General features: G+C 45.1%; 18 protein-coding genes and 1 pseudogene. 13 read left to right on the top strand and 6 right to left on the bottom strand.

The genetic code is table 11. The annotated features are described in order from the left end of the window. Nucleotides 1-238: 238 nt before the first annotated feature. The 4 genes and pseudogenes from AACU28_RS01700 to AACU28_RS01715 all read left to right on the top strand — a co-directional run bounded on the left by AACU28_RS01700 (nt 239) and on the right by AACU28_RS01715 (nt 5000). Nucleotides 239-1678, top strand: a complete 1440-nt coding sequence (locus AACU28_RS01700) for a 6-phospho-beta-glucosidase (protein ID WP_121602208.1) — start codon at nt 239-241, stop codon at nt 1676-1678. 99 nt (nt 1679-1777) lie between these two features. Continuing rightward, nucleotides 1778-2776, top strand: coding sequence for a LacI family DNA-binding transcriptional regulator (locus tag AACU28_RS01705; RefSeq protein WP_121602209.1), 999 nt, complete (start codon nt 1778-1780; stop codon nt 2774-2776). 222 nt (nt 2777-2998) lie between these two features. Beyond that, on the top strand, nt 2999-3562 hold the full coding sequence (locus tag AACU28_RS01710) for a sugar O-acetyltransferase (RefSeq protein ID WP_017102277.1): 564 nt from the start codon (nt 2999-3001) through the stop codon (nt 3560-3562). Between the two features lie 115 nt (nt 3563-3677). Beyond that, nucleotides 3678-5000, top strand: a pseudogene (locus AACU28_RS01715) (IS4-like element ISVbsp1 family transposase). Nucleotides 5001-5104: 104 nt separating this feature from the next. Here AACU28_RS01715 and AACU28_RS01720 read toward each other — a convergent pair. Continuing rightward, nucleotides 5105-6292 (bottom strand): MFS transporter, encoded by a 1188-nt coding sequence (locus tag AACU28_RS01720; protein ID WP_017062388.1) that lies wholly within the window; start codon nt 6290-6292, stop codon nt 5105-5107. Nucleotides 6293-6572: 280 nt separating this feature from the next. On the opposite strand from AACU28_RS01720, the gene AACU28_RS01725 reads away from it, so the two are divergent. The 3 genes from AACU28_RS01725 to AACU28_RS01735 all read left to right on the top strand — a co-directional run bounded on the left by AACU28_RS01725 (nt 6573) and on the right by AACU28_RS01735 (nt 10461). Then, nucleotides 6573-7454, top strand: coding sequence for a LysR family transcriptional regulator (locus AACU28_RS01725; RefSeq protein WP_121602210.1), 882 nt, complete (start codon nt 6573-6575; stop codon nt 7452-7454). Between the two features lie 283 nt (nt 7455-7737). After that, nucleotides 7738-8946 carry an anaerobic sulfatase maturase gene (locus AACU28_RS01730; RefSeq protein WP_241910290.1) on the top strand — a complete coding sequence of 403 codons (1209 nt, stop codon included), beginning with the start codon at nt 7738-7740 and terminating at the stop codon, nt 8944-8946. 30 nt (nt 8947-8976) lie between these two features. Beyond that, the gene (locus tag AACU28_RS01735; protein WP_108223652.1) at nt 8977-10461 is read left to right on the top strand and encodes a sulfatase family protein; all 1485 of its coding nucleotides are present in this window, start codon (nt 8977-8979) and stop codon (nt 10459-10461) included. Between the two features lie 129 nt (nt 10462-10590). Here AACU28_RS01735 and AACU28_RS01740 read toward each other — a convergent pair whose 3' ends face one another. Then, a complete protein-coding gene (locus tag AACU28_RS01740; RefSeq protein WP_121602211.1) occupies nt 10591-11265 on the bottom strand; it encodes a Crp/Fnr family transcriptional regulator in 675 nt (224 codons plus the stop codon). Between the two features lie 147 nt (nt 11266-11412). Continuing rightward, nucleotides 11413-11910 (bottom strand): hypothetical protein, encoded by a 498-nt coding sequence (locus AACU28_RS01745; protein WP_121602212.1) that lies wholly within the window; start codon nt 11908-11910, stop codon nt 11413-11415. A gap of 495 nt (nt 11911-12405) precedes the next feature. On the opposite strand from AACU28_RS01745, the gene AACU28_RS01755 reads away from it, so the two are divergent. Then, nucleotides 12406-13938, top strand: coding sequence for a phospholipase D family protein (locus AACU28_RS01755; protein ID WP_121602213.1), 1533 nt, complete (start codon nt 12406-12408; stop codon nt 13936-13938). Between the two features lie 121 nt (nt 13939-14059). Here the strand turns inward: AACU28_RS01755 and nfsA are convergent, their stop codons facing one another. After that, the gene (gene nfsA, locus AACU28_RS01760; RefSeq protein ID WP_004732266.1) at nt 14060-14782 is read right to left on the bottom strand and encodes an oxygen-insensitive NADPH nitroreductase; all 723 of its coding nucleotides are present in this window, start codon (nt 14780-14782) and stop codon (nt 14060-14062) included. A gap of 279 nt (nt 14783-15061) precedes the next feature. Here nfsA and AACU28_RS01765 point away from each other — a divergent pair, with 279 nt between their 5' ends. Further along, nucleotides 15062-16306 carry an NADH:flavin oxidoreductase/NADH oxidase family protein gene (locus AACU28_RS01765; protein WP_121602214.1) on the top strand — a complete coding sequence of 415 codons (1245 nt, stop codon included), beginning with the start codon at nt 15062-15064 and terminating at the stop codon, nt 16304-16306. Between the two features lie 127 nt (nt 16307-16433). Here the strand turns inward: AACU28_RS01765 and AACU28_RS01770 are convergent, their stop codons facing one another. Both AACU28_RS01770 and arcC read right to left on the bottom strand, forming a co-directional pair. Continuing rightward, a complete protein-coding gene (locus tag AACU28_RS01770) occupies nt 16434-17060 on the bottom strand; it encodes a TetR/AcrR family transcriptional regulator (RefSeq protein ID WP_004732262.1) in 627 nt (208 codons plus the stop codon). A 124-nt stretch (nt 17061-17184) separates the two neighbouring features. After that, nucleotides 17185-18093 (bottom strand): carbamate kinase, encoded by a 909-nt coding sequence (arcC, locus tag AACU28_RS01775; protein WP_121602215.1) that lies wholly within the window; start codon nt 18091-18093, stop codon nt 17185-17187. A 396-nt stretch (nt 18094-18489) separates the two neighbouring features. Between arcC and AACU28_RS01780 the strand changes: the two genes are divergently transcribed. From AACU28_RS01780 to AACU28_RS01795, 4 genes are all read left to right on the top strand, one after another. Further along, nucleotides 18490-19926 carry an APC family permease gene (locus AACU28_RS01780; protein WP_121602216.1) on the top strand — a complete coding sequence of 479 codons (1437 nt, stop codon included), beginning with the start codon at nt 18490-18492 and terminating at the stop codon, nt 19924-19926. A 16-nt stretch (nt 19927-19942) separates the two neighbouring features. Beyond that, nucleotides 19943-21034, top strand: coding sequence for an agmatine deiminase (gene aguA, locus AACU28_RS01785; RefSeq protein WP_121602217.1), 1092 nt, complete (start codon nt 19943-19945; stop codon nt 21032-21034). A gap of 170 nt (nt 21035-21204) precedes the next feature. Beyond that, nucleotides 21205-22251 (top strand): ornithine carbamoyltransferase, encoded by a 1047-nt coding sequence (argF, locus tag AACU28_RS01790; RefSeq protein WP_046223241.1) that lies wholly within the window; start codon nt 21205-21207, stop codon nt 22249-22251. Nucleotides 22252-22427: 176 nt separating this feature from the next. Further along, a complete protein-coding gene (locus AACU28_RS01795; protein ID WP_121602218.1) occupies nt 22428-23693 on the top strand; it encodes a RidA family protein in 1266 nt (421 codons plus the stop codon). Nucleotides 23694-23743 lie beyond the last annotated feature (50 nt).

Below are 23743 nucleotides of genomic sequence, written 5' to 3' on the forward strand. Positions count from 1 at the left end.
AGCCAGCTCAATCCTCATTGAACTGGCTTTTTTGCATTCTGTGTAGGCGTTCTCGAACGTTATCCATCAACCATGAGTACTTTCCTTAGATCCCACTTCGTGATCAAAAAAAGATCAAAACCACCTTGCTGAAACCGGTTTCAGTCTGTATCTTTGCTTTTATTGAAATCGGTTTGAGAGTTGTAATCGCAGCTCAAATTCTGATCTTTTTCACGAATAACTTGTAGCGAGTAATGGTATGAACAACGAATTTCCGAACGATTTTTTATGGGGTGGTGCGGTTGCTGCGCATCAGCTAGAAGGCGGCTGGGATGCGAATGGCAAGGGTGTAAGTGTTGTTGATGTATTAACAGCTGGCGCTCATGGCGTGCAACGTCGAATCACCGATGGTGTGATTGATGGCGAAAACTACCCAAACCAAGTCGCTGTTGATTTCTACCATCGATACAAAGAAGACATTAAGTTATTTGCTGAGATGGGCTTTAAGTGCTTCCGTACCAGTATTGCTTGGACCCGTATTTTCCCTAATGGCGATGAAGCCGAGCCGTGTGAAGCGGGTTTAGCATTTTACGATGATCTGTTTGATGAGCTGTTGAAATACGACATTCAGCCTGTGGTAACGCTGAGCCATTTTGAAATACCTTACCACTTAGCCAAAGAATACGGCGGTTGGATGAACCGTAAAGTGATCGATTTCTTCGTTAAGTATTCGACCACAGTGATGGAACGCTACCAGCACAAGGTGAAGTACTGGATGACGTTCAATGAGATAAATAACCAGATGAATACTTCGGCAGATATCTTTGGCTGGTTATGCTCTGGCGTGAAGTTCCCACAATGTGAAAAGCCGCAAGAGGCGATGTATCAAGCGGTTCACCACCAGTTTGTGGCAAGTGCTTTAGTGGTTAAGAAAGGTCACGAAATTAACCCAGATCTTCAAATCGGTGCAATGTGTGCGATGGTGCCTTTCTACCCTCGTTCTTCAAAGCCAGAAGACATCATGGTGGCACAGCAAGCGATGCGTGATCGTTACTTCTTCTCGGATGTGATGGTGCGTGGTCACTACCCAAATTACGCCAAGCGTGACTGGGCAATCAAAGGCTTCAACATTGAAATGCAGCCTGAAGATGAGCAAATCTTGAAAGAAGGTAAAGCGGATTACCTTGGCTTTAGCTACTACATGTCGAATACCTTGGATTCTTCTTCTCACCAATCTACAGAAGAAGCGATGGACGGCGGTCATGAAAACTCGGTCGATAACCCGTTCATCCAATCAAGTGATTGGGGCTGGCCGATTGACCCAACAGGCCTACGTTACTGCTTAGCGTCTCTTTATGAGCGCTATGAAGTGCCACTGTTCATCGTTGAGAATGGTTTTGGCGCTGTCGACACCATCGAAGAAGATGGCAGCATCAATGATGACTACCGCATTGCTTACCTTGGCGACCACATCAAAGAGATGAAAAAAGCCGTTGCGATTGATGGTGTTGATTTGATGGGCTATACCCCTTGGGGCTGTATCGATTTAGTGTCGTTCACCACGGGTGAGATGAAAAAACGCTACGGATTCATTTACGTAGATAAACACAACGATCAGTCTGGCTCACTAGAACGCAAGCGCAAGAAGTCGTTCGAGTGGTATAAAGGCGTGATTGCATCTAACGGTGCCACTATTTAGAATGCATTTCCCAGCGCAGTTATGTGAACTGTGAGCTGTCATTTTGCAATGAATTAGTCGGCCTATGTCGGCTAATTTTTTATAAAGGAAAAGAAGCGAATGGTAACCATGCTTGATGTCGCGAACCGCGCAGGCGTATCTAAATCGACCGTTTCTCGTGTCTTAAATGGCAAGAACATCGTGCGCCCAGATGTGGTGAAAAAGGTATTTGATGCGATTCAAGAAACAGGTTATCGACCGAACTTGTTGGCCCAGCAATTGGCGACCAAGAAGACCAACTTCATCGGCTTCGTGATCACTAATGAGTTGTTCAATGGCCCTTACTTTTCTTCCTTGATGTATCACGCCGCTTCCTACAGTGAAAAGTCAAATCACCAATTGGTGATCACCGATGGCAAACACAGCGCTGAAGACGAAAGAAAGGCGATCAATTTCCTACTCGACATGAAATGCGCGGGTATCATCATTTATCCGCAGTGCTTAACGGAAAGCGAGATTACTCAGATCATCGAAAGCACTGATACACCAATTTTGGTGCTCAATCGTGAAATGCCGTCGAAGCCCAATCACGCTATCACTACAGATCACTATCAAAGTGCTTGTTTGATGGTTGAACACATCATAGAGCAGGGACATACAGAGATTGCGGTAATTCGTGGTAAAGCGGGTTCTTCAACGGATGAACAACGTTACCAAGCTTATCAAGATGTGTTAACCAAGCACGGTATTGCAGTGAATGAACTTAATGTCGTTCAGGGCGATTGGACAATGGAGAGTGGTTACCGTGCCGCGCAAGCTTTAGTGGAAAGCAAAGCAAGCTTCACTGCGATCTTGTCTGAAAACGATGACATGGCGATTGGCGCGATTAAGGCGTTAACGGATCTGGGATATTCATTACCGAAAGACATCTCTATTGTTGGCTTTGATAACAGTAAAGTGGGCGAATTTCTAACGCCAAGCTTAACGTCTGTCAGTGTGCCATTAGAGCAAATGACGCAAAAGGCGATCCTGCAAATTGTCGGTGAAACAGAGCAAGCGACCACCATCAATACCACTGGCAGTTTGGTGTTACGTGATTCGATAGCGAAGCTAAATTAGCACTGTTCGCATTTCATATTTCACCTACAAAAAGTGACGAGCTGCGCATCTCTTAAACCAAGCTCAAACACTCCTTATTCACTGTTATTTAGATGTGCGATATTGCGTTTTTTGGTCGATGAATTGACCACCATTAGTTAAGTAATGTGAAAACAGTTAAGTAATGTGAAACTAGCTAAGTAATATGAAAATAGCTAAGTGATGCGAGAACAGGTAAGTAACGTGAAAACAGAAAAACAAAAAATGCTAGCAGGCGAACCTTATCAGGCTTGGGATAAAGAGCTTTATTCAGCTCGTATCGAATGTCGTAAGGTGCTTCAAAAACTCAATAACAGTATTCCAGACACACCCGAATGGGAAGCGGCAACGCAAGAGCTCATTCCGGGCTGTGAAAACGCGCATCTAGAACCTCCATTTCGTTGTGATTACGGCTCGAACATCAAGCTGGGCAAGAACTTCTACGCTAACTTTAACTGCGTGATTTTGGATGTGGCTGAAGTGACCATTGGCGATAATGTGCTGCTTGGTCCGAACGTTCAAATCCTTACCGCAGGTCATCCACTTGATGTGAAAGGCCGAGTTGAAGAGGGAGTTGAGTTTGGCACACCGATTAATGTTGGCGACAATGTTTGGCTTGGCGGTGGTGTGATCATTTGCCCCGGTGTCACCATTGGCGAAAACAGCGTGATTGGCGCAGGCAGTGTGGTGACCAAAGACATCCCAGCCAATGTGGTTGCAGTCGGTAATCCATGTAAAGTGCTGAAAGCGATCGATAACGGACAATAATCAGATTTAAATGACAAAGCCCGAACCTAGGTTCTAATGCCGATCGTTTAAGAAGACTTGAACGATCTTGCAGTTAGCAGATAATCCCCATCAACAACGTTGATGGGGATTTTTTATGCTTGAACAAGAATTAGCAATGGCACACGAGACCATTGAAGATGCCGACAATTATGAATCTGTCGTCGACGCCATTCAGATTGAGTGGATAGAACAAGCTCTTCTTGAAACCAATAAAGCGAGCATATGACGACGCCGACTTCCCGCTCAGCAAGCTGTCTGGTTAGTTATTTGGATGGGGCTGCAACGCAACATGTCTATCAAAGAGGTATGCAGTTCATTAGACATTGCACTTCAGCCTAAACCTGAAGATAGCTGGTCTCGTGTTGCGCCCAGTGTCCTAACTGATTCACGCCGACGTCTAGATGAGAGTCCGTTAGCGGCTCTGTTTCACACAACGGTAAAGGCTTGGAACGGAGATATCCTTCAACAAGATAAGGACTTAGAGCTTAATGTTCTTGCTGTCGATGGAACAACATTTAGGTGCCAAGATTCCCCAGAGAACGCTGAAGAATTTGGGTTCATCTCTAAAAAATTGAAACCTTATCCTCAACTTCGTTTAGTCGCTTTGATGTCAACAGAAACACGAATGATTATGGGTGCGGCTTTTGATGGCTGTCATGTCGGTGAAACGACCTTAGCTAAGCGTCTATTCAATGATATCCCCGCACATTCATTGACCTTATTTGATCGTTGTTATTTCTCGGCAGACCTCTTGTTGTCGTGGCAAGAGAGTGCGGAAAATGCTCACTGGTTAATGCCTGCAAAACGTAAGCTACGCTATGAAGTGTTGGAGAAATATGCGGAGAACGACATGCTCATCTCAATGCCCATCTCTCCTCAAGCTCAACGGCAGAATCCGAATTTACCCGCACGTTGGGAAGCCAGACTAATCCTATATCAAGAGCCAAAAGGTGAGATAAAAGGTTTTATTACTTCACTTACAGACCCTAGTAGATACTCGCTAGAAAGCCTGCTGCGTATTTATTGGCAACGCTGGGAGATAGAAGAAGGTTATGGTGAAATTAAACAGACTCAACTGCAAAGTCACGTCACTTTACGAAGTCGTTTTTCTGCCGGTGTGAAGCAAGAGCTTTGGGGCGTATTACTTGCCTATAACTTAGTGCGATTAGAGATGGTTAAGATAGCTTCAGAAGCCGGGGTTCGAGCGACTAGGGTCAGTTTTACCGCCGCAATTAACCTTATTGATGCGCAATTACGTTGGTTAGCTTTAAGTCCAGACGGAACTCTACCTGTAAAACTGAAAAGGATGAGAGACAGTTTGAGTCACTTCATTCTTCCAGATAAAAGAAAGGACCGAACGTTTCCACGTTCAGTCCTCTTTGTCCCAGCCAAATATCCGTTCAGGTTCAAGCAATAATGCTTATCCGAACGGCATTAGAACCTAGGTTCGGGCTTTGTTTTTTCTATTCTTGCTAGATGTTAGATGTTAGATGTTAGATGCTAGATGCTAGATGCTAGATGCTAGATGCTAGATGGAACAGCTTGTTGTGCTTGCTTCTTATCTAACGCACCACTGAATCGAGTCAGAACAAGAGCGATCAAAACGATCACAGCACCTACCCAAGGGGTGTTCATTAATCCAGATTTCGCGACAATCAAACCACCACCCCATGAGCCCAATGCAATACCGACGTTGAAGGCTGCAATGTTCAACCCAGAAGCGACATCGACTGCGTCAGGTGTGTATTTCTCAGCCAGTTTCACAACATACACTTGTAGTCCCGGAACGTTACCGAATGCGAATGCACCCCAAACCAAAATGGTGGCAACAGCTGCGTAAGGGTTTACTGCGGTAAAGTTGAATACCACCAGTACTGCGGCTAAACCAGAGAAGATAACGGTCAGTGCTTTAATTGGGCCCATCTTGTCGGCCATTTTACCGCCCCAGATGTTACCGACCGCTACTGACACACCGTAGACCAACATAATTAAGCTGATTGAGCTCGAATCAAACCCTGATACGTTTTCCAGTATTGGAGCAAGGAACGTAAACGCTGTGAATGTGCCGCCATAACCTAGTGCTGTGATAGCGTAAACCAACAGTAAGCGTGGTTGAGTTAGAACCTTTAGCTGTGCCGAAATCTTCGCCGCAGGTGGTTGCTTAAGGTTGCTTGGAACCAAGATAGCGCTACCGATAAGAGCAATAAGACCAAGCAGAGCAACGATCAAGAAGGTCGCTTGCCAGCCAAAGGTTTGGCCGATATAAGTGCCCAGTGGTACGCCGGTTACCAATGCAACCGTTAAACCCGTAAACATGATCGCAATAGCACTGGCTGCTTTATCTTTTGAAACCAAACCTGTCGCGATGGTCGACCCAATCGAGAAGAACACACCATGGGCAAGGCCAGTCAAGATTCGTGCGGCGATCAGCGTGTTATAGCCTGGAGCTTGCCACGCCAATAAGTTACCAATGACAAACAATGCCATCACGGTCAGCAACACCGCTTTACGATTCCATTTGCCGGTTAATGCCGTTAAGACTGGTGCGCCAATAGCAACGCCAAGCGCATATAAACTGACTAATAGGCCTGCCGATGGCAGAGATACATTCAAGTCGCTCGCCATGGTAGGAATCAAGCCTACGATGACAAATTCTGTGGTTCCGATGGCAAAGGCGCTGAGCGTCAATGCGAGTAATGCTAATGGCATAATCATCTCTCTTACTGTTCTTTGTTAAATACCGAGCGCGATAAAATGGGGCAGCTTGTGACTGCAATAGGAGCGCTTCGTTTGATGGCGAGGATTATCTAGCAAAATATATTTGTGAAAAATGCCATCATTAACAAATAACCTTTGTGTTATTTGCAATAATTGGAGAGTTAGCCGATCATTGGATTAAGCTGATGAGATCGAAAAGACACCGTGATTTGAGCTGTGATGAGCACAAGCGAGATGACATTAAACAAAATGAAGATAGCGAAGGAGCCTTATGTTAACCCGTTCAGATGATTTAGAAATGGTACTCACCGTTGTCGATGCTGGTGGTTTTTCTGCGGCGGCAGAGGCGCTGGATGTGCAGGTCGCCAAGGTGTCTCGCTCGGTGAGTAAGGTTGAGTCGCAACTCGGCGTCTCAATATTCAACCGAACAACGAGACGCGTGGAATTGACGGAGGAAGGACGGCAGTTTGTCGATTCAGTCAGGGTGGGATTACAGATGATTCAGAGCGCGGAAGAAGAAATCGTGTCGCGCGGAGAGTTGCCAAAAGGTCGTTTAAGAGTCGATGCCGCCAGTCCATTCGTATTCCATCAGCTAGTGCCGTTGGTGCAGTCATTCAAAGAGGCTTACCCAGACATTGAGTTGGAACTCACTTCCAACGAAGGCTTCGTTGATCTTCTCGAAAAGAGAACTGATGTTGCGATTCGAATCGGTAAGCTGTCCGATTCAACACTGCACGCTCGACCGTTAGGTAAAAGCTTACTCCATATTGTGGCGTCACCTGGTTATCTCGCTAAGCGTGGGTTGCCCACCAAACCTGAAGATTTGAGTTCGCATCAAATTGTGGGATTTGCGGGTAACAAAGTGCTTAACCATTGGCCTTTACCAAACCAAAGTGATGTCGCGCCTACTGTGACAGCCAGTAATGGTGAAACCGTGCGTCAACTAGTCTTAGCTGGAAATGGGATTGCTTGTTTATCGGGGTTTATGGTGCAGGAAGATATGGCAGCAGGGCGTTTAATCCCTATTCTGGAACAAGGCAAACTTGCCAACACAGACCGAGAGCGAGTGAATGCGGTTTATTACAAGTCGTCCTCTGTCTCTAAACGTATCTCGGCGTTTATTGATTTTATACAGCCCCGTTTGAGCTTGTAGGGAAGAATGAAACACTCTTTAGCAGCACACAGTCAAACCGTCATTTGAATCGTTTGAGAACGGGTATTCGTATCAATGTTTAGAGAGCACATATTGTTGTCTTGAGATTCGATAGGTGGATGTGATCTCAATAGCGTTTACTGACTTTCACTGATTAAAACCACCGCTTTTCGGACATTTGTCCTATTGACGAAGCTTATCAATTTTTAGCATGCCCATATCGAAATTGAGTAGGTAATCGAAGATGGGTATAGATACTTTTTCACCTCAAGGCTGTCATGTTATGGCAAAGCCTTCGGGTTCTAAATGCAACATTGATTGCAGCTATTGTTTCTATCTTGAAAAAGAAAAACTCTATCCTGAATCTGCCAGTTCACCGACCTCTTGGAAGATGGATGATGCGACGTTGGAGCGTTATGTTATTCAACATATCGAAGCGCAATCCTCAAATGAAGTGACCTTTGCTTGGCAAGGCGGTGAACCTACGTTGCTTGGCTTGGCCTTTTTTGAAAAAGCCGTCGCTTTGCAAAACAAATACGGTTTGGGTAAAACCATCATCAATACCCTGCAAACCAACGGCTTATTGCTTGATGAGTCGTGGTGTCAGTTCTTCAAATCTCACCAATTCTTAATTGGCATCTCGATTGATGGTCCTCAACATCTGCATGATGCCTATCGTAAAACACGCTCAGGGAAAGCTACCCACCACAAAGTTGAAGCGGCGATTAATCTGCTTAAATCCTTTGGTGTTGAGTTTAATACACTAACCGTTATCAGCGATGTGAATGCCAAATCTCCGTTAGAGGTGTATCACTACCTTAAGGGGATCGGAAGTGCGCACATGCAGTTCATTCCGTTGGTGGAACGTGAAGCGCAGCAGCAAACGGAAGATGGCTTAACACTGTTACATCCTGGGCGGTCGGAAGCGGTAGCTCTTTGTGATTGGAGTGTGGGTTCAGAACATTACGGCTTGTTTATGGCTGCAATTTTTAGAGAGTGGGTACGGCAAGATGTCGGAAAGGTGTGGGTACAGCTATTTGAGAATACCTTTGCAATGACATGTGGCCAGCCAGCACAATTATGTGTGTTTTCCGAAACGTGTGGCAGTGCCTTTGCGATGGAAAACAATGGCGATATTTACGCCTGTGACCATTATGTCTTTCCAGAATTTAAGCTTGGGAATATCCATACCACGACTATTAAAGAGATAAACGAAAGCCGCGCGAACCAAGAATTTGGTCAAGATAAAAAGCATTCGCTTTCTCAAGATTGTTTGCGTTGTGAATATCGTGCGGTGTGCAATGGCGGCTGCCCTAAACATCGTTTTTCTTTCTCCTCTTCGGGTAAGCCTGATCAAAACTACCTTTGTCATGGCTATAAAACGTTTTTCTCGTATTCAGCGCCTTACATTGATCTTATGAAGAAGCTCTATCAAGCCGGGCATCCTCCTGCTGCCATCATGCAAATCATCAAAAACAAAGAATCCCAATAACTCATCCCCTGAATATTCATGGAGTCGAACATGAAAAAATTTCCGCTTAGTGCGGTTTCAAAAGCGTTCGCGCTTGCGGCAATGACCTGCTCAGGCAGTGTTATCGCTGAAGAAGTCAAACAACCCCAACAACCTAATATTGTGGTCATCATGGCCGATGATCTTGGTGATTGGGCGACAAGCCACCATAACAAATACGTTGAAACACCCAATCTAGAATACCTTTCAGAAACCGGTGTTCGTTTCGAGAATGGTATGACGCCAGCACCTGTTAGCTCTGCTGCCCGAGCTTCATTCCATACTGGTAAAATGCCCTCTCAGCATGGTGTGTATGATTTCTTAGCGGAAGATCCTAAGTACGATGCTGATTGGTTGGATGGCGAAAAACTGTTGTCTGAGCGCTTGCAAGAGGAAGGGTATCGCACTGCATTAATTGGTAAATGGCACGCCACGACGGACAGCAAAGAGCCAATTCGTGGCTTTGATCGTTGGTTAAGTTACGACGCGTTAGAAGCGGGTTGGAAAAACCAATACCTCCATTCTGGAACTGTGTTGTTTTCTCGTGATGGCGAAAACGAAGAGCACACAGGTATTCAAGCTCAGTTCTTAACTAAAGAGACGATCAAGTTCATTGATGAGCCAAGTGATAAGCCTTTCTTTGTTAGCCTTAACTATGTTGAGCCGCATTTCCCATTTGAAGGTTTACCTGAGCGATTAGTAGAGAAATATCGCGATATCGCACATAAAGTGGTCTCTTATGGTGGTAACTCAGTACTCGAACACATGAGTGCTTATACTTTAGTGCCATCTGATCATGAAGAGAAACTCGCGCAATATTTGGCGGCGGTGACTCTATTGGATGAGCAAGTCGGCCAGTTGATCGATGGTTTAGAGGGACGTGGTTTGATGGATAATACCGTGATCGCTTTTGTTTCTGATCATGGCTTGTTGATGGGGCAATATGGCTTATACGGTAAGATCAACGCCAGCTTCCCATACAATTTCTATGAAGAGACGATTCGCGTGCCTTTCATCATCAAAGGTCCTGAAGGCATGGTGCGTCAGAAACAAGTGCGTGGTGAGTTTGTTGATATCTTAGATCTGCATACCACCATCATGGAGCTCGCCAGCAATGGTAAAGGTTATGATACGAGCTATGGCCCAGGCAAGTCTTTGTTACCTATGATGAAGGGTGAGCGCGTTCGTGATTGGCGTCAGTACCAATTCTCAGAGCGTGGTAATGCACGAATGATCACTAACGGGCATTGGAAGTTGGTGCGTTACTATAATAAGAACAATGAGCCGATCGACCATTGGTATGATTTGAGTAACCCAATGGGTGAGGCGTATATCGCAGAGCCACCACGTCAAGCGGTTCAAGATACTATGATAAAAGCGTTGGATGAATTTTTTGCTCAGTACTCCAGTGATGAATACTCAGGTTTGAACATGTGGAAGATGGCTTACCCCAATTTCACTACTGAGAAAATCATTGAACATGAGCTGTGGAACTAACTCATAGTTTCTTCAAGCTTAGTCTTAATGATTGTCGATAATCAAAATAAACGGTGGCCTATGGGTCACCGTTTTACGTTTGTGGGAGCGTTGGAATAAGTGAATAAATTACTAAGTATTAGAATGAAGTTATTGCTTTTCGGACTCTTTCAAACGAGTCGCTTCGAGTTTGTCTAGATTGATGATTCGAATACTTTTTCTTGTAACGGAAATCGCGCCGCTGTCATTCAATTGCTTTAAAATTCGATTGTAAACGCGCAGGCTCGTGCCTAATCGTTCACACTCTAAGCTTTTGTTTACGATGTAATCTTTTTCTGGATTCAGGCTGTGAAACTGCAACAAATCATCAATCACACAGTAGGTAATAGAGTGCAGGATATTGCGCGACATTCTCTCGACCGATAAATACCATTTGGAGGTGAGGTGTTTAAAAGTATGTGCCGCCAAGATAGGGGTTTGACAGATGAGCTCTGCAAATATTGCCCCATTCATGATGAACCCTTCACAATTAGATTCAGCTTTTACCGAGTAGAAGCAGGGCTTCCCTGAAAACAGTTCCATAAGCCCTAAAAAGCCATTGTGATTGAAAGTGCCTACCTGATATCGACGACCGTAACGTGAGCTGCGAGCGACAGATATAGCGCCCTCGGTAATGAATATGATGTCGGTTATCTCTTGCCCTTGCTGAAAGATAGGCTCGCCTTTCTTTATCGCATGTTTACGAAAAGAGAGTGCTTTGTCGTTCTCGGAGAGAAAGTCGAGGATCTGCGATGTGAAGTAGATATCATCTTCGGTGATCAGCATAAGGTGATTAGCTCTGAACGTATTTCCTGTAGGTAGTACACCATTGTATAAGAAAAGCGCTAGAACAAAAGCGGACAAAAAGTCCCACAGTGAAAATGATGGGGCTAAGTCATTTATGTTTCAGGCTAACGGAGTAGGTAATAGCGATTAAAACCCACCCGCCCAAGCATCGAAGTCATCAATATTGTCGAGTTCTTGCTGGCTTTTTGGCGCAGGGTAATAAGGCAAGGCTAACCTTTGAACAGAAGGTTGCAGTTCCCAATCAGGCGTAATCTTGAGTCGGGTTAACTCATCGTTGAGGCGCACAAACATATAGTAGCCATCGGCATGGGTATTGGCGTAACTCGCGATAGTTGCGATATCACCGGAAGGTAATTTTACGTCTCGACCCAGTGGATAGAGTTGGTGCAATGCGAAACTCACCTTGGGATCTTCAAGTTTGCCTTGCTTAAAGTGTTCTAATCCGATGGCGGTTGAAGTAGTGCGCGGCTTCCACCCTGTGAGGAACAATCCACTCAAGTTATCTTGGAACGGCTTGCCCTTTCGATTGCCTTCATTGGTAATGAATTGAACCGTCAGCGTGTCTCCCGATTCTTGCAGAATTTCTAAAAACTGTTCACCAGTGCGATCGACCAAAAGCTTCATAATATCCAGCTACCATCAAGAATGAGAGACGATAAAGGGTACTACTATAGGGAAGGCTTGTGTAGGGACGATAAACGTTATGTAGCGTGAACAATGTTTTCGGTGTTGATCCTTACATGCCCCTTAGATGAACAACAGCTTTAGCGCTTACGTAAGTAATGAGTTTGCACAATCTCATATAAGTAAGTCGACACGCCTGTTAGTGTTAAATCAAGCGGTGAAACTAGGTCTCCAAACAATGGTGAAGCATCACCCAGACCGAACTGAACTCACTATTGAAATGGTCGAAAAGCCGCTGAGTTTATACTGTTTAGCGCTCACTCAACTTAAGTGATCTGCAGGCCAATTTACCGACCTTTAAATTTATACTGGATAATTACCTATAAATTTCAGGCTTTAGCAGTAATAATCAATGAATAGATCGGAATAGCTTGTTCATTGAAAAGCTGTACGGAAAGTTTCTAAAGACGCCATCGTGAAAAGGAAGTCAGATACATGCCTGTGCTCCAACGCATCAGTTTAACGTTAATCTTAATCGCCGTTTTAGGTGGGTGTTCTTCACTTCCTGAAGGCATCGATCATCCAACAGAACCGCCAACCTCTCCTGCACCTAGTTCTTTATCGGTTCTAACCAATGAATTTCAGCCTGAAGCTTTAGAGCAAGGCACCACCGCGGTTCGTCTGCAAGAGTCTGGTTGGGATGCTTTGGCACAGCGATTAGCACTGGTCGAAAGTGCCGAGCACACCATCGACATTCAATACTACATCTGGAACTCTGACGAATCGGGCAGCTATCTCGCTAGCCGTTTGTTAGCCGCGGCTGAGCGTGGTGTGAAGGTGCGCGTAATGTTGGATGATATCAACCTCAACGAACGTGAAGGTTTGCTGTCGGCACTGGATGCGCACCCTAACGTCGAGATTCGTATCTTCAATCCAACGCCAACACGCCGTGGCTTCAGTAAATGGCTGAGCTTTGTCGGTGACTTTTCTCGCTTAAATCGCCGTATGCACAATAAGTCGTTTACCGTCGATGGTACTTTGTCTGTGGTGGGCGGCCGTAATATTGGTGATGAATACTTTGACCTTTCTGATGAAATCAATTTCCGAGACCGCGATGTATTAGTCATGGGCTCCGTAGTTAACACCATCCAAACCAGTTTTGTTGAATACTGGAACAGTCGTTGGTCTTACCCTGTCGATATGTTGGGTGATGACGAACAACCTGATCTCTCAAAGATAGATAATATTGTTGTTCCGCATTATCAAAATTATCCTGAATTACCATTAGATCGTAAGGCTGCTGATAGTTTGCTGAAAGAGGTGATTGGTGAGATGACTTGGGTGAATGCTCATTTCGTTTACGATCGCCCTGTGCCTGTCGATTCAGACAATACAGATGAACCGAAAGCAACGGCGGTTCTTTTAGGACAGCTTGCAAGCGAATCGAAACAAGAGATCTTGTTGGAATCGGCTTACCTTGTATTCGATGATGGTCAACTCGAAGCGTGGCAAGTGTTGAACAATAAGGGCGTTGAGATAAAAGCGCTCACTAACTCTATGGCGTCTAATGATCTTGTGACTAATCACTCAGCTTATGCGGGCAGACGTTACGACATGTTGGAGCATGGTATCGACCTGTTTGAGCTAAAACCAGAATCCAAGCTATGTGAAGCATCGACTCAAGACGTGTCGAAATGTGCGCCTGATACGGCCTATGGTTTGCACGCTAAATCAGTCGTATTCGACCGCAGCATCGCGAGTATAGGCTCATTCAACTTCAACTTGCGTTCGACTTACCTGAACACGGAATCGGTATTAATCATCGAGAATAAAGAGATTGCTGAAACGTTAGCTGAAACCATCGAGCAAGCGATGAGTGAAGACAACAGTTGGCGATTGGAACTGGAAGACGGTGATGTGTATTGGTATTCAGGCGAGCAAAGTTGGGACAGCGAACCAGAAACCGGCAAGTGGGAACGAATGCAGTCAGGCTTCCTACAGCTGTTGCCGATAGAGAAATACCTCTAAGAGTGTCAGTATCCCAGAAATGAAAAATGTCAGCGTATTATACGCTGACATTTTTGTTTGTGATGACGAAAACGGAGCTCGCCATCTGAATATTCTCTCTGTCGTTATATCTTATCTAGAGCTATCGCTTGGTCAGTTGTTTACTGTTCAAGTAAGGCAGAATGTGCGGGCGAGATTCGCCAGACAACTTCTGTGTGATCTGTTGTGACCAACTGCTTTGCTTCTGATTGCTTGAGCGGTTCGCGTAGTAGCTTTGCATTGAATCGTCGTAGCTGGCAATTTCATCTAAGCTCAACGGTTGGTATTGATTTTCGTGCATGACCACGTGAGCAGGAAGGCGAGGTTTGACTTCAGGCTGCTGCGCAGGGTGACCTAAACACATACCAAATAGCACGGCCGTGTGTTGTGGAAGTTCCAGTAGTTCATCGACTTGTTGCGCGCTGTTACGCAAGCCACCGATGTACACGCCACCTAAACCAAGAGACTCCGCAGCCAGCATACAGTTTTGCGCCATGATGCCAGAATCGACTGCGCCAATCAGGGTCAGTTCAGTAAAGTCGGTTTTCACTTCAGGGTTGATTTGAGCGTGGCGTTGATAGTCGATACAGAACACCAAAAACTCAGCCGCGTTCTCAACATAAGCTTGGTTACCTGCGTATTCGGCTAGCAGTTTTCGCTTCTCTTTGTCTGTCACTCTCACAATAGAAACAGCCTGCAGTAAGCTCGATGATGATGCCGCGAGACCAGCCTGAATAATCACATCAAGTTGTGCTTTTTCAATTGGTTGATTTGTATATTGACGAATGGAGCGGTGCCCCAGAATAGTTTCAATCGTGCTGTTCATAACTCTCAGACAGTCCTTGTGATGATGGCGTAGAGAATCACAATAACGACAATTACCATGAGCGTAAAGAGTGTTTGAGCCTTTCTGGTTGACATATTTCAGCAGCGTCAGCCCAGTTTTTGAGATTCTATTTATAATCGATTAATGCCAGCTGCTATGCCGCTGGCATTTTATTATTGAGCGAAACTTGCTTCGAAATAGGCACTAAATGATAAAAACTGTCGGATAAAATAGGGCATACTGGACTCAATATATAAACCAAAGAAAGTAACCACGCGCATGAATCCGATCTGCCTCAACGACCCTTTTTCTCTTCCTAATGGCCAAGTGATCAAAAATCGCCTGTTCAAATCGGCAATGAGTGAACAGCTAGGTGATAAACATCATAACCCTAAGCAAGGTTTAGTCACGCTTTACCAGCGTTGGGCTCAAGGAGGAATTGGCCTATCCATGACGGGCAACGTGATGGTCGATAGAGGTGCGCTTGGTGAACCTAAAAACGTTGTGTTGGATGAGCAAAGTGACTTAAGCGTATTTCGTGAGTGGGCGAAGGCTGGAACACAAAATGGTTCGCAGATATGGATGCAACTGAATCACCCAGGTAAGCAAATTCCTAAATTCTTATGTGATAGCCCGGTTGCGCCTTCGGCGATCTCTTTAGAGCGTGGATTAGAAAAAGGCTTTAATACGCCACGAGCTCTGACTGAGACGGAAATAATCGCAATCATTGATAAATTCGCGCTGAGTGCAAAGCTTGCAAAACAAGCGGGTTTTACTGGTGTGCAGATCCACGGGGCTCATGGTTATCTGGTCAGTCAGTTTTTATCTTCGAGACACAATCAACGTCAAGACAAATGGGGTGGATCACTCGAAAACAGGCTTCGTTTTGTGCTTGAGGTTTATCGCGCGATTCGAAAAGAGGTCGGTGAAGGTTTCCCTGTCGGAATTAAGCTCAACAGCGCCGACTTCATGAAAGGTGGCTTCACTGAAGAAGAGTCGATGCAGGTTGTGCAAACACTGAGTGATAACGGTATCGACCTGATTGAGATCTCTGGCGGCACCTATGAAAGTCCATCAATGATGGGTTCAAAGAGCAAAGCTGAATCAATCAAGTCCAGCACAGTAAAACGTGAAGCGTATTTTATGGATTACATGGTTAAGGCGAGAAAACTCGTGAGTACACCGCTGGTGGTCACGGGTGGTTTTCGAACCGCGCAAGCAATGAATGAAGCATTAAACACCTCGGCGACCGATTTTATTGGTATTGCGCGAACAATGGCGGTTGATCCTGATTTCCCTAACAAGTTAATTGAAAACCCTAGCCACGGCATGCCACTAACGGTGCCAACCACAGGAAAACCCGCATTAGACAAGGTGGCGATGGTCGGGCTGGTTTGGTATGAACATCAGATGTGGCGCATTGCCTCTGGCAAGAACGCCGACCCAAAACTAAGCGCACTCGGTGTGGTGTTAAAAACAATTCTCAGCGCCGGCTGGCACGCCTTCAAAAAGCGCAGAGCGTAAGCAGTTATGGATTGTTAAAGCAGAACTTCAAGGAATTGAAGTTCTGCTTTTTTGTTTGGTCAGCGAGTTTAGTCAGGTCATCAAGCGAAAATAGAAAGGTAAGACGTTATCGGGATTACAGGTTTTCTTAATGCGTATGCATCATGCTAGGCTCTGTTTTTTGACAGATATGAGGAATATACAGCTTAAGGTAAGACTCGGTCAGACGGATTGCTTCGTTGGCAAGTTCTGGTGTGATGCAGCCATGTTGGCGATAAGATAACGAGTATATTTTATCTGCGACTTGCAGTGAGATAGCGAAGACATTGATGGATTGTGGTAACTGAGGAACATCAAAAAACTGTCGATAAATCGTTTCTACTTCTTTACCAAGAATTAAGTCATTCTCGGTGTCTGCATGTCCTAGTTCAGTGAATGTATGACGACCTAGAATTAACTTTTTAGCAATCGGGTGATTGTTGTAATAATTAACATACGCTGTTTCAATCATGCGATTGATGTCAGTCCAATGATTAACATGCTCGTAATCTATACATTTACCTAGCAGAGAGTCGAAATCAGTAAAAACGTCATCTAATAGATTATGAAATAAGTTCTCTATGTTTGGATAGTGGTGATAAACCGTGGATGTTGCCATTCCACACTCTTTGGCAACATCGTACATTGAAATATCAGTAGCTTCACGGCGTTCCATTAGTTGCACAACAGCATCATGAATTCGAATTAACTTTTCTTCGGTTGTTACTTTGCGCATCTAATGATCCTCATTTTTATTTGGAACACAAAAAACATAAAGGGTTTTCAAGAAAAGTTCCAATCGGAATATCGAAACTTAGACTTTATTACCCTTTATTTATATAAAGCATTATAACCCAATATTAAGCATTAATATGTGTCCCCGTTTTTCCTTCTATGATCTCTAATGCACTCGACAGGTCACCAATGTATCCATGCTGTTTTGTTTTTTCTACAAATTGACAACATGCGTCGACCTTCGGCCCCATAGAACCTGCTGGGAAAGTGTACTTTTTCATTTGTTCAACTGATACGTTCTCAAGCTTCTCTTCCTTTGGGGTTCCCCAATCTAAACAAACATGAGAGCCGTCAGTGAGGATCAGTAAATGTTCTGCGCCGATTTCTTCTGCGATAAGAGCAGCTGTCATGTCTTTGTCGATTACCGCTTCAAAACCCACATAAGCGCCATTTTTTTCGACGACTGGAGCGCCACCGCCACCGCCACAAATAATTAGGTGCTCTTTCTCTAGCAAGTCTTTGATGGCTTTTATTTCTAGCACTTCTTTTGGTGAAGGCGATGGCACCACGCGACGCCAGTGTGCGCCGTCAGGTTTCACAACCCATTGGTTGGCTTCTGCGAGTTGTTTGGCTTGTTCTTCTGTATAGATAGGGCCAATAAATTTGGCTGGGTCGGCAATCGCAGGATCATTCTCGTCGATAACAATTCGAGTCAGAATCGTGGTCGTAAAGCGATCTTTAATTGCAGCATTTAGCCCTTGCTGGATGAGGTAACCAATCATCCCTTGAGTCTCGGCACCAAGCACATCAAATGGATAAGGAGGGCAATCTTTATAAGCATTGTTCTGTAATGAGAGTAGGCCGACTTGAGGGCCATTTCCGTGCACAACCACTAAACGGTAGTCTTTGCTGAGTTCAGCCAAAGAGCTGGCGGTTTGCGCGATGCTCTTTTTTTGGTTTTCGCAACTCATTACTTCACCACGCTGTAGTAAAGCGTTCCCACCGACAGCAACAACAATAATAGGCTTCGACATGTTTAACTCTCCAAATAATATTTTGCTCAGGGCAAATAAGTTAGTTTGAATTGTATTTAAATAATGCAGGTGTCGTGGGGATAGAAATCACAATTCGATTTGTGATCAATATTTGATGTTTTTAGTCGCCTATATGTCACAGAAAGCCTTAATTCCCCCTAGATTAACTAGATATGTGATCTTGGTTTTGAAATAGAAAATGTATTTATTAATCGAATGGTTATTGACCAAAATCAAGTATTCCGACTTTTATCATTATAAATCTAATATTTGTTGGGTTTATTTTGTTTTTACCCCGAACTCGTTTATGTAAAACCGATATTCAATTTTCATCCCAGTTCACTTCATCGCTTTGCCGTTTAATTAATCCCGAATTAGAGATTAAGGAGCTAAGAGATGAGTAACGAAACGCAAGGAAAAATGGGGGTTACGGGAATTGCACTCTTTACACTGTGTGCAGTTTTGGTGGTCGACACATTAACCGCGTCAGCCAGTATTGGTGTCAGTGCCATTGGTTGGTGGGTGTTAATGCTGGTCTTCTTTGTCATTCCATATGGCTTAATTACTTCCGAACTGAGTACCACTTACCCAGGTGAGGGTGGGATTTACGATTGGGTAAAACAAGCCTTCAATTTCAAATGGGCAGTGAGAACAACGTGGTTTTACTGGATTAACGTGGGTTTATGGATGCCTGCGGTATACATCATGTTTGCAGGGATGTTTGCCGAACTCTTCATGCCAGATCTGTCTTTATGGGGACAAATTGCCATTTGTATATTACTGACGTGGCTAACGGTTTTGATTTGTAATGTGTCTGCCGACATCGGTGTGTGGGTCACCAATATTGGCGCAATATTAAAAATTGTCGTGATCAGTACATTGGGTGTGGGCGGCTTTATCTATGCAATGAAAAACGGTGTTGCCAACGAATTTACGTTGCCAGCTATGATGCCTTCATTGGATTCTGCGGTCTCTTTCTTACCTGCGATTGTGTTCAACCTAATGGGTTTTGAACTGGTTGCGACCATGACTAAAGAAATGAAAGACGTTCGTGATATGCCTAAGGCTGTCTTCCTCTCTATCGGTATCACCGCTTTCTTATACATCTTCGGTACGGTAGGCATTTTGATGGCGCTACCTGTCGAAAGCATTGGCTTGGTGTCTGGCCTTATCGACACATTTAGAACACTTTTCGGCACTGGTGTGGTTGGTACAGCGATGGTGTACATCTTCGGTACTTTCGCTTTGTTAACGCTTATCGGCAACATGGTGAGTTGGACAATGGGCGCTAGCCGAGCTGCTGCTGAAGCCGCTCAAGAAGGTGAACTTCCAGCCCCTGTCGCGAAAGTGTCTGAGAAAGGCTCTCCAGTTGGGGCAAACAACATTACTGGCACAGTATCAACGGTCGTCATTCTGTCTTACGCGCTGTTTGCTCAGGGTAATGATGATCTGTTCTGGTCGATATTTGCCTTCTCTAGCTGCATTTTCTTACTTCCTTACCTGTTCATGTTCCCGGCATACCTAAAGCTTCGAGTGGTTGATGGTAAACGTGAACGCCCATTCAAAGTACCTGGCGGTATGGCGGCTCAATGGGTCATGTCGATTGTTTGTTTCTTCGTCGTCCTTCAAGCCGTGATCTTATTTATTTTCCCCGAGGCTCTTGATCTAACTGTTGCCGATTGGGGATACACAGGACCTGTTTTGATTGGCGTGATTGCCACCATCCTTGCTGGTGAATGGATTCTTCTTGGTGCTCTAAAACGCAAGAAGCAACAAGGTTCAGGCGATGACGACACGACCGAGACACAAGATAAAAAAGAAGCTCAAGCATAATTTAGGAGATATAACGATGAAAAAACTGATTGATACCACTCCAAAACATGATGGCTTCAGAATGCCAGGAGAACACGAGCCACATAGCGAAATTTGGATGGCTTGGCCTGAGCGCACCGACAACTGGCGCAATGGAGCAAAACCAGCACAAGCGGTGTTTGCTGATGTTGCCACCAAGATCAGCCATACGACGCCAGTCACCATGCTCGCGAGTTCAGACCAATACGATAACGCAGTATCTCGCCTACCAGAGGACATTCGAGTGTTGGAAATCTCGACGGATGACTCTTGGATGCGCGACATCGGTGCGACTTATGTGGTCGATGACAGCGGTGAACGTCGAGGTGTGGATTGGGAATTCAATGCATGGGGCGGGTTTGTGGATGGTTTGTATTCACCTTGGAATCGCGACAACCAAGTCGCTCAAAAGATGTGTGAAACCATTCGTGACTCTCGATACCGCGCTCCAATCGTACTAGAAGGCGGTTCAATTCACGTTGATGGCGAAGGCACGCTCTACACAACAGAAGAGTGCTTATTACACGAAAGCCGCAACCCAGATATGAGCAAAGAAGAGCTGACAGAAGTGCTGTGCGAACACCTCAATGTTGAGAAGGTAATTTGGCTACCTCGTGGTTTATACAACGATGAAACCAATGGTCACGTCGACAATATCCTTCACGTCGTGAAGCCGGGTGAAGTCGTTCTGACGTGGTGCGATGACGAGAATGATCCTCAATATGAGATCAGCAACGAAGCCTATGACTACATCACCAGCCAGACCGATGCCAAAGGCCGTCAAATCAAGGTACACAAGCTGCCGATGCCAGGCCCTCTTTTCATGACCGAGGAAGAAGCGGCAGGTATCGATATCGCAGACGGAATGGAGCGAGAAGCGGGTGAGCGTTTAGCGGCGTCGTATGCCAATTACCTGATTACCAATAACCAAATTGTGTTGCCGTTGCTCGATCAACGCTACGACAACGATGTTATCGGGATCCTAGAAGGCATCTATCCGGGCTACGAAGTGAATGGCGTCCCGGCTCGAGAAATTTTGTTAGGTGGCGGCAACATCCACTGCATCACCCAACAAGTGCCAAGAGTTTAGTTACAGCGATAAACCTAATAACAACTAAAGACTGAGAGCAGTCGTTAATACCAATATTTAACCCCAAACGTAGCGGTTCTTGAAAGTGATGGCAGGTATTCAAAATCAAATTGCCATGAAAGTGAACTAAAAAGAACCGCACACAAAATTATGAAAAATAGGAACTTATTATGAAATTACCTTCTTCTAGCGCAACTGAACTAAACAAAGCAAATCTAGAGCACATGGTTTCCATGAAAGATTTCTCTGTCGAAGAGATGGACAACATGATGGAGCTGATGACTCACCTGAAGCAGGCGCGCAAAGACAACGCTATTCCACCACTGTTCAAAGGCAAGTCAGTTGGGATGATCTTCGAAGCGGGTTCTACTCGTACACGTGTTTCTTTCGAGGTGGCAGCAACATTACTGGGGGGGCATGCGCTATTCCTATCACCAAAAGACATTCACTTAGGTGGTAAAGAGTCGATTGATGATACTTCTCGAGTGTTATCACGTATGTGCGACATCATCATGGCTCGTACTAATAGTCCTGAAACACTAGATGGCCTACTTGAAATGTCGACAGTGCCTGTGATCAACGGCCTTGATACGCGTTTCCACCCAACTCAAATGCTTGCGGATCTCTACACGATCAGAGAGCACATTACAGATGGACGTAAGCTATCAGACCTAACCTTAGCATTCATGGGTGACGCGACAGATGTGTGCCGTTCTTTGATGCTGACTTGTGCTAAGTACGGTATGGGCTTTAAGCAAATTGGTCCTAAGAAATACCACATGGAGCAAGAATGGATCGACATGGCGCTGAACTTCTGTGAAGAGTCTGGTGGCACGATTGAAATTACGGATGATGTAGAACGCATCAGCGCCTGTGATGTGGTGTACGGCGATAGCTTCTACTGGGTCACTCAAATGGATGAAAAGGAAGAGCGTCTTGCGGCATTCATGCCCAACTACGTTATCACAGAAGAGTTAATGGCGAAGGCTCGTCCGGGCGCAATGCTGCTGCACTGCCTACCTGCGAATGACAAAGAAGAAGTGACTCGCGGCGCACTAGAAAGCGAATACTCAGTGGCGTTCGATGAAGCTGAAAACCGACTAACAGCTCAGATGGCGATTTTGGTGTACTTCACACATAAAGATGCGGTTATCCCAACACAAGAAACCGTTAAGCATCATGAAGAAAAAATCAGTAGCTTCCTAAGCACTCTGTAGAGGTTTATTTGTGGGGGCGTAAGAACCTCCACTGTGTCGCTCTGAATTAAGCTGAACCAGTATTTATCATGATTTATTGGTTCGGCTATTTTTGTGCTTTTTATTTTGAAATGTCGGTAAACATGCAGCTAATTGGCTCTACCTGACATCAATACTCGAATAGGAGATGTATCGACATGAGTGCCGATATTATTAAAGTTTCAAGAAACACTGAAGATGCACCATTGAGCCCTTTCTCAACACAATCGGTGGCATTCTCACACTACAATAACCTCTCAGCTCAATTACCGATTGATCCAAAAACGGGCGGCTTGATCTCAGGCTCTTTAGAAGATCAAACCAAGCAGTGTTTGTTGAACATTCAAGCAATTGTGGAGAGCATTGGACACCGCATGCACGATGTTGTGAGAGTAAATATATATTTGAAAAACATTGCCGATCTCGACACTGTGAATGAAGTTTATGCATCGTTTTTCCAACACTACGTACCAACGTGCACGACACTCGCTGTCGCTGATTTACCGTTTGAAGGAGCTCGCTTACAAATGGACGCTGTGATCTCGAATGGTGAAGGCACTTACCCACAAGCGGCTTGTGAGTTAGTTAAAATCGCGAGAAATACCCAACACGCACCAGTCAGTTCTTTATCAACTCAGACGGTGGCTTTCTCTCACTATAATCACATTTCAGCACAGTTACCGATTGATCCTCAGTCGGGTAGCATCGTCGCTGGTGGAGCAAAAGAGCACGCGATTCAATGCCTCAAAAACATAAAATCGATACTGGAAAGTGTTGATGTTCCTCTTGATGACATTGTGAAGGTGAATATTCATGTGAGAAGCCTTGATGACCTTGCAGCAGTCAATGAAGTGTATACCACCTTTTTCCCGGATTCCGCGATTGCAAGAGCTGTCGGCTACATGCCAGCACGCTCGGTGACGGTGGTTGAAGGCCTTGCAATGGGAGCGTTAGTACAGATGGATGCGACCGTGTCACACGGCGATGGCACTCCGCCGCAAGCGGTTGAAGACCGACATGGGATTGTAATTAATGCGAACAATACCAAAGCTGCGCCAATCAGCCCGCTTTCAACGCAAACTGTGGCCTTTTCACACTACAACAATATCTCCGCTCAATTACCGCTAGACCCAAGAGTTGGAGCGATTGTTGCGAATGGCGCAAAAGAGCAGGCGATGCAGTGCCTGAACAACATTAAAGAAGTAGTTGAGAGCGTTGGTCATGTCATGGATGACATCGTGAAGCTGAATATCCAATTAAGAGACATGGCAGATCTAGATGTGCTCAATGACGTGTGCGCGCATTACTTTGAAGGTCCATTACCTGCGCGCACGGTTATCTGTGTGTCTGATATTCCTATGGGCGCCTTGGTGCAAATTGATGCGATTGCTTCCAATGGTGAAGGTACTCCACCTAGCCTTTAAGCTTTCTATTTAGCTTTTTAAACAACGAGGGTTGGCCGTGAGGTTAGCCC

The organism is Vibrio sp. SBT000027, assembly GCF_963894355.1.
GTDB classification, from domain to species: Bacteria; Pseudomonadota; Gammaproteobacteria; order Enterobacterales; family Vibrionaceae; genus Vibrio; species Vibrio splendidus.

Coding starts and splice junctions, on each gene's coding strand:
- AACU28_RS01795 (WP_121602218.1), top strand. CDS start 22,428: ATGAGTGCCGATATTATTAAAGTTTCAAGAAACACTGAAGATGCACCA.
- argF (WP_046223241.1), top strand. CDS start 21,205: ATGAAATTACCTTCTTCTAGCGCAACTGAACTAAACAAAGCAAATCTA.
- AACU28_RS01705 (WP_121602209.1), top strand. CDS start 1,778: ATGGTAACCATGCTTGATGTCGCGAACCGCGCAGGCGTATCTAAATCG.
- AACU28_RS01735 (WP_108223652.1), top strand. CDS start 8,977: ATGAAAAAATTTCCGCTTAGTGCGGTTTCAAAAGCGTTCGCGCTTGCG.
- AACU28_RS01720 (WP_017062388.1), bottom strand. CDS start 6,292: ATGCCATTAGCATTACTCGCATTGACGCTCAGCGCCTTTGCCATCGGA.
- nfsA (WP_004732266.1), bottom strand. CDS start 14,782: ATGAACAGCACGATTGAAACTATTCTGGGGCACCGCTCCATTCGTCAA.
- arcC (WP_121602215.1), bottom strand. CDS start 18,093: ATGTCGAAGCCTATTATTGTTGTTGCTGTCGGTGGGAACGCTTTACTA.
- AACU28_RS01755 (WP_121602213.1), top strand. CDS start 12,406: ATGCCTGTGCTCCAACGCATCAGTTTAACGTTAATCTTAATCGCCGTT.
- AACU28_RS01770 (WP_004732262.1), bottom strand. CDS start 17,060: ATGCGCAAAGTAACAACCGAAGAAAAGTTAATTCGAATTCATGATGCT.
- AACU28_RS01780 (WP_121602216.1), top strand. CDS start 18,490: ATGAGTAACGAAACGCAAGGAAAAATGGGGGTTACGGGAATTGCACTC.
- aguA (WP_121602217.1), top strand. CDS start 19,943: ATGAAAAAACTGATTGATACCACTCCAAAACATGATGGCTTCAGAATG.
- AACU28_RS01740 (WP_121602211.1), bottom strand. CDS start 11,265: ATGCTGATCACCGAAGATGATATCTACTTCACATCGCAGATCCTCGAC.
- AACU28_RS01725 (WP_121602210.1), top strand. CDS start 6,573: ATGTTAACCCGTTCAGATGATTTAGAAATGGTACTCACCGTTGTCGAT.
- AACU28_RS01730 (WP_241910290.1), top strand. CDS start 7,738: ATGGCAAAGCCTTCGGGTTCTAAATGCAACATTGATTGCAGCTATTGT.
- AACU28_RS01745 (WP_121602212.1), bottom strand. CDS start 11,910: ATGAAGCTTTTGGTCGATCGCACTGGTGAACAGTTTTTAGAAATTCTG.
- AACU28_RS01700 (WP_121602208.1), top strand. CDS start 239: ATGAACAACGAATTTCCGAACGATTTTTTATGGGGTGGTGCGGTTGCT.
- AACU28_RS01765 (WP_121602214.1), top strand. CDS start 15,062: ATGAATCCGATCTGCCTCAACGACCCTTTTTCTCTTCCTAATGGCCAA.